The sequence below is a fragment of the Psychrobacter sp. AntiMn-1 genome (assembly GCF_001854065.1).
GTDB classification, from domain to species: Bacteria; Pseudomonadota; Gammaproteobacteria; order Pseudomonadales; family Moraxellaceae; genus Psychrobacter; species Psychrobacter pacificensis.
The window spans coordinates 198,314-213,952 of the sequence record NZ_CP012969.1; the positions used below are offsets into that span (position 1 = coordinate 198,314).

The 15,639-nt window shown below is 44.4% G+C and carries 11 protein-coding genes; 3 read left to right on the forward strand and 8 right to left on the reverse strand.

The window, feature by feature from the left end; genetic code table 11:
• Positions 1–4: 4 nt before the first annotated feature.
• The 6 genes from AOT82_RS00800 to yajC all read right to left on the reverse strand — a co-directional run bounded on the left by AOT82_RS00800 (position 5) and on the right by yajC (position 6,757).
• The gene (locus tag AOT82_RS00800; protein ID WP_071001385.1) at positions 5–364 is read right to left on the reverse strand and encodes an AzlD domain-containing protein; all 360 of its coding nucleotides are present in this window, start codon (positions 362–364) and stop codon (positions 5–7) included.
• Positions 354–1,085, reverse strand: a complete 732-nt coding sequence (locus tag AOT82_RS00805; RefSeq protein WP_071001386.1) for an AzlC family ABC transporter permease — start codon at positions 1,083–1,085, stop codon at positions 354–356. Before AOT82_RS00805 ends, AOT82_RS00800 begins: the two co-directional genes overlap by 11 nt.
• A gap of 141 nt (positions 1,086–1,226) precedes the next feature.
• Positions 1,227–2,636: an MATE family efflux transporter gene (locus AOT82_RS00810; protein ID WP_071001387.1), complete on the reverse strand. Its 1,410-nt coding sequence runs from the start codon at positions 2,634–2,636 to the stop codon at positions 1,227–1,229.
• Between the two features lie 234 nt (positions 2,637–2,870).
• Positions 2,871–4,133 (reverse strand): protein translocase subunit SecF, encoded by a 1,263-nt coding sequence (secF, locus tag AOT82_RS00815; RefSeq protein ID WP_071001388.1) that lies wholly within the window; start codon positions 4,131–4,133, stop codon positions 2,871–2,873.
• 9 nt (positions 4,134–4,142) lie between these two features.
• Positions 4,143–6,020: a protein translocase subunit SecD gene (gene secD / locus AOT82_RS00820; protein ID WP_071001389.1), complete on the reverse strand. Its 1,878-nt coding sequence runs from the start codon at positions 6,018–6,020 to the stop codon at positions 4,143–4,145.
• A 407-nt stretch (positions 6,021–6,427) separates the two neighbouring features.
• On the reverse strand, positions 6,428–6,757 hold the full coding sequence (gene yajC, locus AOT82_RS00825) for a preprotein translocase subunit YajC (protein ID WP_071001390.1): 330 nt from the start codon (positions 6,755–6,757) through the stop codon (positions 6,428–6,430).
• 499 nt (positions 6,758–7,256) lie between these two features.
• Here yajC and AOT82_RS00830 point away from each other — a divergent pair, with 499 nt between their 5' ends.
• The 3 genes from AOT82_RS00830 (at position 7,257) to AOT82_RS00840 (ending at position 12,511) form a co-directional block, all read left to right on the forward strand.
• On the forward strand, positions 7,257–8,552 hold the full coding sequence (locus tag AOT82_RS00830; RefSeq protein WP_083328794.1) for a CNNM domain-containing protein: 1,296 nt from the start codon (positions 7,257–7,259) through the stop codon (positions 8,550–8,552).
• Positions 8,553–8,826: 274 nt separating this feature from the next.
• Positions 8,827–9,321 carry a nuclear transport factor 2 family protein gene (locus tag AOT82_RS00835; RefSeq protein WP_071001391.1) on the forward strand — a complete coding sequence of 165 codons (495 nt, stop codon included), beginning with the start codon at positions 8,827–8,829 and terminating at the stop codon, positions 9,319–9,321.
• Between the two features lie 145 nt (positions 9,322–9,466).
• A complete protein-coding gene (locus AOT82_RS00840; RefSeq protein WP_071001392.1) occupies positions 9,467–12,511 on the forward strand; it encodes a LysM peptidoglycan-binding domain-containing protein in 3,045 nt (1,014 codons plus the stop codon).
• On the opposite strand, the gene AOT82_RS00845 is transcribed toward AOT82_RS00840, so the two are convergent.
• Positions 12,512–13,717: a transglycosylase SLT domain-containing protein gene (locus AOT82_RS00845; protein WP_071001393.1), complete on the reverse strand. Its 1,206-nt coding sequence runs from the start codon at positions 13,715–13,717 to the stop codon at positions 12,512–12,514.
• A 1,008-nt stretch (positions 13,718–14,725) separates the two neighbouring features.
• Entirely contained in the window at positions 14,726–15,562 is an 837-nt protein-coding gene (locus tag AOT82_RS00850) for a Nif3-like dinuclear metal center hexameric protein (RefSeq protein ID WP_071001394.1), read from the reverse strand.
• Positions 15,563–15,639 lie beyond the last annotated feature (77 nt).

Below are 15,639 nucleotides of genomic sequence, written 5' to 3' on the forward strand. Positions count from 1 at the left end.
GCTGTCAGATCAAAAAATTGGTAAATATCCAGACAAAACCATTGATCGCGGCAATACCAACGATCATGCTGACCAAGAGCTGGCGGCTAATATGGTAAATAAAGAGTACCAGTATAAGTGCGCAAACCTGTGCCATCAATAGATGTAGCTCAGGATCACTCAAGGCAATGTCTACTGGCAGGTTTTGATAAGACAGACTGGTTAAGATAAGTAGCACCATCACTGACAACGGTAAGCTCTCATTCAGTCGATGTAGCCAAGGCGTATCTAAAACTTTTCTAGGGATTAATGCTGGTAACGCACGAGTGATGAACGTCACTGCCGCCATCGCAAGCGTCGCAAAAATAAGATAACTACTGGTCATAAGATTCTCCTATTTCATGACGCTGCATCCAAAATCCACGTACCAAAATCATCAACATACAGATAGTGATAGCCACCAACAATAACCAATCGCTAGTGAATAAAGACGCGACAATCAAGCCAATTACAGCGATGCCAATGGGGAAATAACGTTTAATACTTTGGAATTGCTCATAAGCCAAAATTGCAAACAGACAAACCAAGGCAAAATCCAAATGTGGAATTAAGTCACTAAGCGTACTTCCAATTATCACGCCGATGGCACTCGCGAGTACCCACCAGCTTTGGTTAAATAAGCTAATAGGGAGTATGAGTGCTTGTCGTGCCTCGTTTGGCAAACTGGTCATGACTGAAAAGGTCTCGTCAGTCAGGGCAAATAAGCAATACGTTTTTGCCAGTTTATGTTTTGGTAGATATTGCAATAGTGGTATACCATAAAACACGTGGCGTAAATTAATGGCGGCGATATTGGTCGCGATATTACCGATCGGCAGACCAGCGCTTAGCATTGGCAAACAAGCATATTGAGCCGCTCCAGCATAGAGCACAATGCTGAGCATAACCGTTGCCCATACAGGAATACCAGCAACTTGTGCCAGTACACCAAAGGCAATACCAGCAGGCAGATATCCCATGGCAACGGGCAAGCTTTTTTTGAAGCCCTCAGCCCAATCGTGAGTGCGTTCTTGTTGATGACTGAGTTCGTTTGAATGAGTGGTCACATGGCATCCTAAATTTTCTTACACTGTTTTTATAAACGGATTGTTTTACACTTAAAAATAAACACTGTATTGCGTCAAAACGGTATGTGATGGCTGTATGATAAATGACTGCGTGATCATTGGCTGTACAATAAAAAGTGTTTAAGCCTCTGGCTGTAGCCTCTCATAACTACCTGATTGATGAGCACGGTACAAAAATCCGCCTAAGATAATTAGCCTCAATAGCAGTAAGCACCATACACTCAGCCAAATACCGGTCATATCCCATTGCTGATAAAGCAGCCAGCTCAACGGAAAGAAAATAGCAGCTAGTATCAGGGCAGCATTACGAATCACATTGCCTGCTGTCAAACCAAAAAATATACCATCTAACCAGTAGGCTCCAACACCCACGAGGGGTAACAATACGGCATATAGGTGGTACTCATAGGCGAGGGCAAACACCGATTCAATATTGGTCATAAAATCTAGATAACTTGGCATTGCAAGCCACCAGATAGCGCTCAGCAGGATTGCTAGGCTATAACTGACAATGCCCGTGCGTTTTATGATCATCAAAAAACGTGGCCAGTCACGCCGACCAGCAGCTTGCCCACTTAACGTCTCAGCAGAGACAGCAACGCCATCAAGTGCAAAAGCTGAGATGCTCAATACCTGTAGTAAAATGGCATTGGCGGCCAATATCACATCGCCACTTTGAGCCGATAGCCGAGTAATCCAAGCAAAACTGAGCGTTAAAATAAGAGTACGGACAAAAATATCTTTATTTAAAGAAAATAGCCTAAGCATTTTATTTTTTGTAAAATGCTGCTTATCTGCTCTGAGTAAAGCTGTCCATGATACCTTTAAATGATGGCGGCTTAGTGATAACGCTAGTAACACACCTAACCAAAACGCAATGGTCGTACCCAATGCCACACCAACCAAGCCCATATTCATAATGAACACAAAAAATAAAGTCAGCACGATATTGATCAGAGCAATAAATCCCTGCTGATACAGCATATATCGTGTCTTGCCTTGCCCTGCAAACCAACCTATAAAGGCAAAGTTCATCAGCTCAGCGATCACTCCCCAAAATCGCACATCCAAATAGATTTTTGCAGCGCGACCACTTTCAGGATTGGCTGATAACACTTGTAACCCAACATCGATCAGCCACGGTTTGGCCAGTAGCAAAACTGCGCCGATTAAGAAGGCTAATAACAACGCGCGCTGTAAAATAGACAGTAACGGTGACGCTGTTGTCGCAGTGCGCCCATTGTTATCAGTATGATTGGCCAGTTGTCCTAAAGCTTGCGCGGATAAACCAGAGGAGGCGTATTGTAAAAAGTTAAAGCTAACGAGCAACAAGGACAACAGCTGTATTGCCAAACCCATGCCAGCCAGTTTGGCCGTCTCATTCATATTACCGACAATCGCTGTGTCGATCACACTTTGCAATGGCATGGCGAGATTGGCCAATAGGACAGGTAGGGCAATGGCAATGATACGCTTATAGCTGGTATCGATAGGCGGCATGACGTTGGATGCTGAGGTATTGGCTGGCATTGGTGGCTCGTTTATACTGAGGCGATAAAGAGGGCAATATATTATTTGGTTTTGGCAAAGCAGCAGTGCAACGCATTTGATAAGTGAGGCAAAATTGCTATAAAGACAAAAGCACCTAGACTCATTATTCATAAGTCAGGTGCTCTTGTCGAAACATTATTACTATTTCATCAGCGATAATACAAAGGCTAACCGTACGCTACATAAGTGTACTATGTCCTCTAATATACCTTACTAGACGTTGTCTTGCTCAAACATTTTTGGATCATTGAAGGTGACAATCTCTTCTTCAAACTCTGGCTTCACTTTTACGATAAAATCATCGCGTGATAGACCCATGCGTAATGGAATCGAGCTTGCAATATAGGTCGATGAGTAAGTACCTGCAAGTAGACCAATAAATAGCGCGACTGAGAACCAGTATAGCCCTTCACCGCCTAGGAACAACATGGCCAATACGACCAATAGGACTGTTGAGATGGTCATGATGGTACGGCGTAGGGTTTCGGTCAAAGACAAGTCAATCGTCTGCTCTGGGGTAATACCACGGACACGGCGGAAGTTTTCGCGGATACGGTCATAAACCACAATCGTATCGTTCAATGAATAACCAATCAACGCTAATACAGCAGCTAATACCGTTAAGTCAAAAGGGAAGCCAAATAGCGCAAATACACCAATGGTCACCACTGCATCATGAAATAGTGACAGCACAGCACCAAGCGACAATTTGAACTGGAATCGTAGCGCTACATAGCCCAGCATACAAACCAATGCCAACACCAATGCCATAACGGAGTTTAGATAAACCTCATTACCCACTTGGCTACCAATGATATTGACGTTACTGATAGTAGCGGTATTGTTAGGCAATGCTAATGCTTGAGTTAGGTCAGTATTCAGCCCATCCACATTATCAGACTGGGGCGGTAGTCGTACCAGTAGCTCTTCACGTGTACCGAGATATTGAACGACAGCATCATCAAAACCATTGTCTGCCAGTGCTTGTACAACAGCAACTTGCTCAACAGGCTGCTCATAACGCACGTCTGCTGAGACACCGCCCGTAAAATCAAGACCCAAGTTCAGACCGTTGACGGCAATAGCAATGATACTACCGATCACCATAAATAAAGATAGCAGCGCCATTGGCTTTTCTATCTTCATAAAGGGAATGATGCGCTGATTACCAACGGCTTTGATACCGCCCTCAGCCATGGCTGCGGCATCATCAGCCGCGTCACTTGCTGCTAGGTTAGGATCAACAGCAGTAGAGAGGGCTTGATTGTCTGTACCAGCTTGGCCTTTACCACCACGGCGGCCACTACTTTTGCCAGATTTGGTGGTAGTTGGGTTATTGGTTTTGGTATTGCTACCTTTGCCATCACGGCGTGGTTTTTTGCGGCGGCGGGTACTTGCAGTAGTCGCATCACCGTTCGAGCCATTTCGATCAGGATTATTCTGCTGTTCTAAAGGGTTATTATTTTCGATCGCCATAATGTTCTCCTAACCGATGCTCAGACTTTTGATGGATTTACGCTTACCATAAGCAATTTGTACCAGTGCACGCGTCACCAAAATAGCGGTAAACAGTGAGCTGACAATACCAATAGCTAGCGTAACCGCAAAGCCTTTAATCGGACCCGTACCAATCGCAAATAGGATAAACGCGACCAATAAGGTTGTGATGTTGGCATCAAAAATACTACTAAATGCCCGATCAAAACCTGCCACGATGGCAGATTTTGGCCGTACCCCATTGGCAATCTCTTCTCGTATCCGCTCAAAGATCAGTACGTTGGCATCAACCGCCATACCAATGGTCAAGACGATACCAGCAATACCAGGTAGCGTCAGTGACGAACCCAAAATTGACATAATCGCAATAATAATAATAACGTTCACCGCCAATGCCACGTTGGCAATCACACCAAATAGGCGATAGAAGATAATCATAAATACGAAGACTAATAAATAGCCGACCTGCGTAGAGAATAAGCCTTTATCAATGTTCTCTTGACCCAGCGATGGGCCAATGGTGCGTTCTTCTACAAAGTACATTGGTGCGGCAAGTGCACCTGAGCGCAGTAGTAGCGCAAGCTCAGCGGCCTCAGCTGTGCTATCAAGACCAGTAATACGGAATGATGAACCCAGTACTGCTTGAATATTGGCACGGTTAATGACCTTGGTTTCAGCATAAGGCGTACGTACTTCAGTTGTCTCACCAGTCGCTGGATCTTCTTCGTAAGTGATTCTTTGCTTGTTTTCAATGAACAATACAGCCATCTGCTTGCCGACAGCGGTGCGAGTGGCGTTTTGCATGAGCTTACCACCAGCACTGTCTAGCGTGATGCTCACTTCTGGCGAGCCGTTTTCGTCGACGCCTGTCTGTGCATTGGTCACTTTATCGCCCGTGACGATGGCTTGACGCTCTAGCAACACTGGTGGACCATCGAGTGTCTCAAATGGGAATGCTTCAGTACCTGCTGGAGGAATACCGCCTGTGTAGGTATCAGCGTCTTCTGCCACCATACGGAACTCAAGGTTGGCAGTACGTCCAAGGACACGTTTTGCTTCAGCAGTGTCTTGTACGCCTGGCAGCTCGACCACGATACGGCTCGAGCCTTGAGATTGTACCAATGCTTCAGTCACACCCAGCTCGGCAATACGGTTACGTAGCGTTGTTAAGTTTTGATTGACCGCGTAACTATTGATTTCGTCAAGCGTTGCGTCGTTATATGACAATACCAATGCAGGACCTTGGTTATCAATTGAAGATTGCAAGTTGAAGGTATTGCTCATCGAGCCTTGCAAAATGTTTTGCGCACGATTACGGGTATCTGTATCAGCAAAATGTAGTACAACGCCGCGGTCTTCGGTTTTTATACCTTTAATCGCCACTCGCTCAGCACGTAACTCGCGTCGCATATCACGACTGGCGCTGTTCAAGCGCTGTTCAAGCGCCTTGTCCATATCGACTTCTAGTACAAAACGTACACCACCGCGTAAATCAAGGCCAAGTTTCATCGGTCTGGCACCGATATCACGCAGCCACTGCGGGGTCGTTTGTGCTAAGTTGAGAGCGACCACATAGTCCTCACCCAAGTTTTGACGTAGTACTTCTTGCGCTTTTAGCTGATCGACTGGGTTGTTGAGACGTACCAGTGCACTGTTGCCCTCAAACGTACCATTATGATTCTCTAGACCTGCCTCTTCGAGTAAGCTTTGAGACTGGGTCAAGATACCTTCAGACAGTTGAGTCCCTGCTGCTGCGCTCGTAATCTGCACGGCAGGTTCGTCAGGGTATAAGTTAGGAGCAGCATATAGACCGGCAATGATGAGCACGACGGCAATAAGTAAGTATTTCCAAGCGGGATATTGCATAATCACTTCTTTAAGTTGATAAACGACTGGCGACGTGAGCCACAAGTTAGCAGATGGGAAGTTAGCGACAGCAATGGCTGACTGCTATATTTAGCAGGCTCCATTATTCATCAGGCTCCATTGCGATCATCCGCGGTGATAGTAAAACATAAAACAGTAAAGCAAATAATACAGACGTATCTTTACCCAGTCACCAAGAATATCATTGGTGAAACAGGCAAAGTCAATATATCTACAGGCTAGGCTAGCTTATATAACAGCCGTACCTTACTACCTTAATAGCGACTACCTTAATAGCGAAAAATGACCGTAAATGATATACGGTCATTATTTGGTCATTGCACCCAGTGGTGATACGACCATTAAATTACTACCGATAAAGCTCAGTAATAATTAAACGTTTTCGATTAAACGCTTTCGATTGTGCCAGCAGGCAATACTGAAATAACAGAAGCACGTTGCACTTTGACATCCGTGTTGTTATTTAAGCTCACAACTGCATAATCGCCTTCTATCGCTTTGATACGACCCATCAAACCACCAGCAAAGATGATTTCGTTGCCAACCGTCAATGCATTCACCATGGCACGGTGCTCTTTGGTACGCTTAGACTGCGGGCGAATGACCAAAAAGTAAAAAATGGCAAAAAAAGCAACAGGAAGTAAAATCTGACCGAATAGCGATCCAGCACCAGCGGCTTCTGGTGCAGCATGGGCAGCTTGAATAAATAAGCTCATAATGTCTCTCAGTGGTTCATAGATAATAATAAAATTAGACGCATAGTAACAAAAAATCCCAGACTTGGTAACTGTTAATCATAGGCTGAGCGTGTTTTTGTTGATGTAATGGCAGAGAATAAGCCGCCGGATAGCAGGATAATATTTTTGCTATATCAAATATATGATGCCAAAATGATCAATATCATATGCCATTGAGCCAAATAATATTGAGGCAATACCAAACAATAAAAGTCACCAAAAAATAAAAACTTAAAAATAGTGACTTATTGTGAAAAGATATCATCAATGCTACTATCAAATGGCAATGACTGCATGCATTTAGTATGCTATTTATCGAAGCACTATTTTAGCTTTGAGACGGTGTCTAAATCAGCATTGAGCCGTTATGACTATTGATCAGTAGATATCTGATATCACCTCGATAATGTATATGATTGGCTCGTTATATCATCTTCCTTTTTCTCTTTTTAGGTTACCCAACTTGTTCACCACTTTTATGTTTGTACCTCGTTTATGTCGTCCGCGTGCTCATCGTGAAGACGCATCTGCAGAGCCTCCCCCGAGAATGACGACTAGTTCTCGATTTGGTTATACCTTCTTTGCCGTGCTTTGTGCGTTGGCGCTGATGTTGCCGCATTCTGTGTGGGCGGCGGGCGCTGCATCGCCAACCGCCGTGGCAGCCGCACCAACTGCCCTAAACGTGGGACTATTGATATTTTTTGTTGTCCTCGCTATTGGTGTCTCTTTTGCCTGCTCGTTGGCTGAGTCTGTTTTGCTGAGCATGACGCCATCGTTTATTGCAGATGTACAAGAAACCAATCCCAAAAAAGCAGATATGCTAAAGAGCCTAAAGGTCGACAATATCGATCAATCACTGGCAGCTATCTTGACCTTGAATACCGTTGCTCACACGTTGGGTTCTATCGGAGCGGGTGCCCAAGCCACCATTGTATTTGGTAGCGCATGGTTTGGATTGTTCTCAGCCATTATGACACTGGCTATTTTGTTCCTGTCTGAGATTATTCCAAAAACACTAGGCACTGTCTATTGGCGTCAGCTAAGTGGTATGGTGGCGTACTTTGTCCGCGGTATCATTATGATTTTATACCCACTTATTTGGGTATCAGAGCGTTTGACGAAGTTATTAGTACGCGGTAAAGAACCGCAAACGTTCAGCCGTCGTGAGTTTGCAGCCCTTGCTAGCATCGGTGAAGAATCGGGTCAAATCGATCCACTAGAGTCGCGCATCATTCGCAATCTACTAGCATTCGGCGCGATCAAAGTTGAAGACATCATGACGCCGCGCTCAGTGATGCTCGCATTTGAAGAAAACAAAACAGTGGCTGAGTTATTGGTTGATCGTCCAAAGCTCACGTTTTCTCGATTGCCCATTTATGATGGTGATCTAGATAACATTACTGGTTTTGTTTTAAAAACTGACATGCTATTGGCAAAAGTCAACCATGCCACGCACAAGCCTTTGACGCAGTTCAAAAGAGACATCACGTTTGTATTCTCTAAAATGAAACTGTTTGATCTGTTGGAGCTTATGCTAAAAAATCGTATTCATATCGCAATTACGGTTGGCGAATATGGTGAAGTCAAAGGGTTGGTCACATTAGAAGATGTCTTTGAGACATTGTTAGGTCTTGAGATTGTCGATGAAATAGATCGCGTGGAAGATATGCAGGCATTGGCTCGACAAATGATGGACAGACGCGTAGAGCGTTTGGGTATGAAACTCAGTGATGATGAGCAGTATGAAGACAGCAATAGCGAAAACAAATTTTAGCGTTATCGATTGAGTGCTATTGCTATTATCACGACTAAAGTTGTTGAAATCAGAGGATATAATAACCTTCGATTCAAAGAACGGCTTTTGTGAGCATCCTGTGCTTTTATATTCGCAATAATTACACAGGGTGTCACACGGCTGTGAGAATTTGATGATAGGCTCGGCATATGATATGAGTATACTTACTATATAAGTACATCAACAACACAAATGATAAAAGAGCGTTGATCGTCACTACGGCGCAAACGAAAAAATATCGCTAAGGATTATCATGAAAAAATTATTGGGAAGTAGGCTTTTGGCTTTATTGGTAAAGGGCGCTAGCGTCACTGCGATATTAGCAGTCGCCAGCACCATTAGTATCAATGCGCAAGCCGCTACGATGACCGAAGCGTTAGTGCAAAACTACGCAGCAGCGATGAAGTCATCCGCAAATAGCAAGAGTATTAATCAGGTCGCGCGTCTGGTATCTGACGATGCCTTGATTTCATTATCTAGAAAAGGTAAATCTACCAGCTTAGACAAAGATGCGTATCTAAAGCTGCTGCAAAACAGCTGGAATGATACGTCCAATTATCGCTACGATATCTCTGTAGATAACATTGTTATTACAGGAGATCAGGCAAAAGCCAATGTAACGACAAATGAGAGCTGGACGAAAGACGGTCAGCAAACATCATTTGTTACGACATCTCGTGTAACGCTGACGGTATCTACTGGTAACGCTGTATTATTACGTGCAGTATCACAAGTAGCTATTAACTAGATACTGGTCAATACAATCTATTAGATACTAATAAAAATGATTATTAGTGTCTTTTATATTAGGCTGGTCTTTACTTTACGTTGCATACTATACTATCTCTCAACTTTGTCTTATCACTTTCTGTCGTTAGGAAACTTCCAATATCATGTCTACTGTGCTATCAAAATCTCGCTCGTTTGTTGCGTTACCATTGACGCTTGCGGTATCAACTTTACTTATCAGTGCGTGTAGCAACACCTCAACAGTAAAAAACAAAGGTGCAACCAATAGCTCAGCTATTATTACTAAGCGTCCTGCTAATCAAGGGGCGACTACGAGCAGTGCAGATTACTCAACTGCGTTTTTGGATGCAGAGAGCTTGGATGAATTGGCAGATCTATTAGAAGCCACTGACATGACGATGGTGGAGGGCAACCAGCTTGCTATTCAGCAGTATGGTGATCTATGGAATCGTTTGCGTGCCGGCTACCGTATGAACGGTGGTAAGCCGATTTATAATCAGCGTATCGAAGGGCAAAAGAGTTGGTTTACCAGCAGACAAGACTATCTAAACCGTTTGACGGCGCGTGCCAGTCGCTACATTTACCATACGGTACGAGAGGCTGAGCGCCGCAACATTCCAACAGAGCTGGCGTTGTTACCAGTTATCGAAAGCTCGTATGATCCGAGTGGTACCAGTAGTGCAGCAGCGGCAGGCCTATGGCAGTTTATCCCAAGTACAGGTCGTATCTATGGTCTGAATCAGAGCAGCACCTATGATGGTCGCCGTGACGTTATCGAATCAACGCGCGCCGCTTATGACTTTTTGACCGCGCTACACAATCAGTTTGGTAGCTGGGAGCTGGCGCTAGCCGCCTACAACGCAGGACCTGGTCGTATCCAAAAAGCGATTGATGCCAATGCCGCACGTGGACTACCAACAGACTACTGGTCACTACAACTACCAACTGAAACCATGAATTATGTGCCGCGCTTTTTGGCAGTAGCCGAAATCGTGGCCAAGCCTGAACAGTATGGCGTATATCTACCAGCTATCGCTAACCGTCAGCATTTCCGTAGTGTGCCAGTCAACTATGGTGTGAGCTTATCTGAAGTATCACAGCTTACAGGCGTGAGTTATGATGAGTTAGAGCGACTCAACACGGCATTGACTTCAGGTCGTGTGGATTCCTCTGGTCCACAGCGCGTTATCATTCCTAACGATGTTAGCTTGAACGCTGATGCCAAACTGAGTCTATTGCGTGGTAATGGCACAAGCAATGTATTGGCTTTTAGCAATACAAGCACCCCAACTACAACGACACCAAGCTACAATAGCAAGCCATACACTTCATCGTCATTACCATCCAGCAGTAGCGCATTGGCTGATTATGCTGCCAGCGCAAGCGTACCTCAGCAAATAACGAGCTATATCTCACCGTCCGCTCAAACGACTAGCAGCTCTGTCTATAGCGGTAATGCCTCAGTACGTACTGAGCCGCCAATAACCAATGCAGAAACCAAAAAGATTAATGCTGAGCTCAAGAGCAGCAACAGTCTACCGACTACCTCAGCTCAGATTACTCAGAATAATACGATTGTCCAAGAGCCACCGCTTAGCAAAGAAGAGCGCGACTTCATTGCCCACCAAATCCGTAGCAATACCTCTGAGACCAACGTTATTAACGCGGATGGTAATATCAACCTGTCAGCCGTACAGACGCAGCAGTCTATCTTAGAAGCAAGCGGTGAAGAGAAAAAGCTGAGCTTTGCTAAAACGTCAGTTAGTAAACCAAAACCACAAGGCACGCGTACCACTTATACGGTCAAACGTGGCGATACGCTATCGAATATCGCAAGCCGTGCAGGGGTAAATTGGCGTGATATCGCAGAATGGAACCAAATAGATGCCAGTGCCAACTTACTATCTGGCAGCACATTGTATCTATACAATGCCAAAACTATCGAGCCGCTAAGCGCTGCCAGTAACCCAGCCGCCAATCAGCCTGAAAGCTATGTTGTACAAGGTGGCGACACGCTTATTGGTACGGCCAACCGTTTTGGTTTATCGGTCACACAGCTTGCCAGCTACAATAACCTCAGTAGCCGTGCTGATCTGCTCAGAGGACAAAAGCTCTGGCTAGTACCTGGTAAGGTAAAAGCGCCCGCCACAACACCTGCGGCACCATCTACCAGACCAAGTAAATCAAGCACTGCGACTAAGAACTATAAAGTAAAACCGGGTGACGGTCTGATTGTATTAGCGCGTCAATTTAACGTATCGACAGACACGTTAGCTAGCCTGAACGGTATCAATAGCACAAGCTCACTTTATGTGGGTCAAACACTAAAAGTACCTGCTAGTGTTAATTTCGATGCAGCAAGCACCACAAGCTCTAGTAGTGCTAGTAATACAAGATCAGTAGCGACCACTAGTTATAAAGTAAAATCAGGTGATACCTTGATCGGTATTGCAAATAGCTTGGGTGTTAGTGCAGCAGAGATCGCTGCTGTAAACAGTAACTTTGATGCAAGAGCGCGCCTGCAACGTGGGCAAACGATTAAAGTACCGGTTTCAAAAGAGTTAGTTGATCGCCAACTGAATGATAAAGCCGTCAGCTATAAAGTAAAATCTGGTGATACGCTAACAGGTGTCGCCAAACGCTATAATATCGGCTTGAGCGATTTAGCTTCAGCAAATAACCTGAGCACGACGTCTAACTTGATATTAGGTCGTACTATTACTATTCCTGCGGGCGGTAGCGTGGCAAGCTCTTCGGCTTCTACAAGCTCTTCGGCTTCTAATAGTAGTCAAAGCAACAGTAATCAAAGCAGTAGCAGTCAGAGTAGTAGCAGCGGTAAAAAGCTAGGAAATACTGAAAATTACAAAGTCAAATCTGGCGATGGCTTGATTGCCTTAGCTCGTCAGTTTGGTATCTCTGTAGAGGATTTGGCTGCGACCAATGACTTGGCGACGAATGCCCAGCTACAGCGTGGACAAACCCTAAAAGTGCCAAAAGCGACGGTGAGCTACACGGTTGGCTCAGGCGATAGCTTGATTGGTTTAGCTCGTAAATATGGTGTATCAACCCAAGAATTGGCTGAGATGAATAATATCGCTGCTGATACTATGTTACAACGTGGTCAGCGTCTGACGGTACCCAATCGTTTAGGTATCTTAAGATATCTGATATCTAATGGAGTCTATTAACTAGACAGTTTGAGTTTTGATAGACTCAAGATAACTTCTGATGTTGCTAACATAGTGCATTGCTTGGCCATAACGGCTGTTTGATGCTTTGTTGTCCGCCAAGTACGCATAAACGTTCGCCCAGCTCTTGTCGTCAATGCCTTGGGCGCGTAATTTACGCTGAATGCTTTTCACCGCATGTGGACCCATGTTGTAAGCAGCAAGGGCAAACCAGACGCGATCAGTCTTGGGTACATCCGCGAACTCTGCTTTCATTTGCTCTAGATAACGAGCACCGCCGCCGATACTTTGATAAGGATCAACGCGATCTGACACGCCCATAGCCTTTGCAGTGTTATTGGTCAGCATCATAAGGCCGCGTACGCCAGTCGGAGATACCGCATTGGCATCAAGATGTGACTCTTGATAACCCATAGCAACCAACAATTCCCAATCATGATTGTAATTGCGCGCTTGCTCTTCAAACGAAGACTGATAATCAGGCAGTTTTTCTGTCAGTGTTTTTTGGAAATGATCCTGACTATAAGCGTCTTTTAGCAAATTCTGATTGTAGAACGCCGCTAGTTTCTGTGTGTTTTTTAGCTTGATGCTATCGCACAAGAAGTAACTGGCTTTTTTGGACAGTGGATCATTAGGTGAGCTGAACGTCCAACTGACTTTTGGATGCAGACCGTTTTTAGTCAAGCTTGAGTCGTAGCCACAGCTGACATTAACAGATGAGAGATTGAGCTGGCTTTTTAGTTTGGTACTAGCCGTGGTCAACGCCATATCAGCGTCACCTGATCTCAAGGCTTTGAGTGCAGCCTCTTCATTGGCATAGGCTTTTAGATTGATATCCACACCGAGCTCGTCTGCATAGGTGCGCACGAGATCAAAACCAAAGCCATGTTGGAAGCCATCAGTGGCAAAATAAGTACTATCACCTGGGACAGCGGCAATGGTCAAAGTGTTTTGCAGCATGACATTGGCATAGGCTGATACCTTTGTATTCATTGTCGTTAGGCTCTGTGCAGGCAAAGAGAGCAGAGCGATACTGGATACTTGTGCCAGCTTCTTGGTTCTGGCAAAACGACCCGACGCAGTAGGGGTAGATGAAACGATGTTACTTTTGGTGTTAAGTAGGCGTTTAGATGGACGTAGTAAATGAGAAATACGACGTTTGGCACCTTGCGCAGATCCTTTGACACGATAAGTAATACGTTGCATGGATGTCTCCTGATTTTAGCCATCCTTCTTACCGCAAAAACGCGTAAAAATACATGCACATCATTTGGCATATATCAATACAGCATTTCAGACGACATCATACTCTTGAATAAAATAAGTATCAGTCATCCTGCTTGATTATAGCGCCACTAGCATGCTCTCTCTAAGAGTTAGCGATGTGGATTTGTGGGTCAGCCCGCTATCGAAGTGTTACTCATATGCTTAAAGTAAAAGCATAAAACAGTCGTTTCAAAATCTGGACGCACGACTACGCGAAGGATGTAAATCAGATGATTCCTTCATCGATAACGCAATATGGCTAATGGCCAAACAACTATATATCAAACATAGGTAAGGTCATGAGTAAGTTATTGAGACAACGACATCAAGCAAAGCGGTGAGGTAATGATTGGCCATTGAGACCAATATATTCATCTGCTTTGGTGATGCTAACTTTAATAACTAACGACACCTTGAGTGATTAGTAATAAGGTGGCTAGCTGCTAAAGTTAATTGTCCAGCAATGAGGGCAAGCAGCTCAACCATATTTGATAGCTTATAAAATATGCTATCAAAAAGGTGGTGCAAAACTGTCATCGCGACACTACAAATAAAAACACGGTATAAATCAAATATCGAGTGTATACATCGTGTTTTAACTGGCGACGTTCAAAAATTTCATTGCTCATAAAGCATGATAAAGTTTCAAATAACCGCCAGCATTATTTTAGTGCCATAACCGGAAGCTGTAATAATGGGAAGTTTCATGACAAAACGTTCTTTCTTACAGGTGGTAATATGCGGATATCGCTTGCATTATTCAAGTAGAGTTAAGAAAAAAGCGATAAAACTTAACAATTAAGATATAAACGGTTAAATGTCGCTATATTATGGGCGTAATATTCACAAACTCATTAATGAGTTTTGCGATAATGGCTATAACAACGCCTATATTCTTTATTAATCGTCTCGAGTTCTGCCCTAATGATGGCCACTATATTGGCTATCTTATGCTGGATTTTTAATATCAACAAAGGTTACTGGCAGTCCATATTCTTGGGCGACTATCTCTCCTAACGCTTGAATACCACCGCGCTCTGTTGCGTGATGACCACAAGCAAAGTAATCGATACCCAGCTCACGAGCGATATGCGTGGTACGCTCAGAGATTTCACCAGAGATATAGGCGTCACAGCCCATTATGGCAGCCTGTTCGATCATATCTTGGGCGCCGCCTGTACAAATACCGACACGTTTGATCACTCTCTCGCTATTGGCAGTCGTTTTCGCATTATTATCAGAGTGATGTTCATAATTAGACGAAATATGTAGTGGGGTACGACCGAGCGCTTGGGTAATCTTTGCGATCAGGCTATCAGCACTCTGCGGTGTGCAAGTGGCGATATTACCAACAGGGTGTGTTTCGTTGGGGTAGAGCGCGCCAGTAATGGTCATATCTAGTACGTCTGCCAGTTTGGCATTGTTACCAATCACGGGGTGTGCATCGAGCGGTAAATGATAGCCAATCATAGAGATGCCATGTTGCATCAATTTGCGGATACGTCGACCTTTCAGACCTGTGATAGGCGCAGGTTCGCCTTTCCAAAAGTAGCCATGATGCACCACAATCGCATCGGCATTGTCAGCGATAGCCGCATCAATCAGCGCCTCGCACGCCGTCACCCCTGTGACGATACGTTGTATTGGACGACCGCCATCTACTTGTAGGCCATTTGGCGCGTAGTCTTTGAACGCACTAGCAGATAGATACTCATCACAAAATTGCGTCAATGATTCTGCGCTGATGCTGTTGGTCGAAGGTTCAGTAGTCGTGTTTTGGCTCATTAGGTTTCCTTATTGTTATTGCCTTGCAGTAACGCAGTATTATTCAAATATAGTGCTTAAAAAAAGTTGTTTGAAGA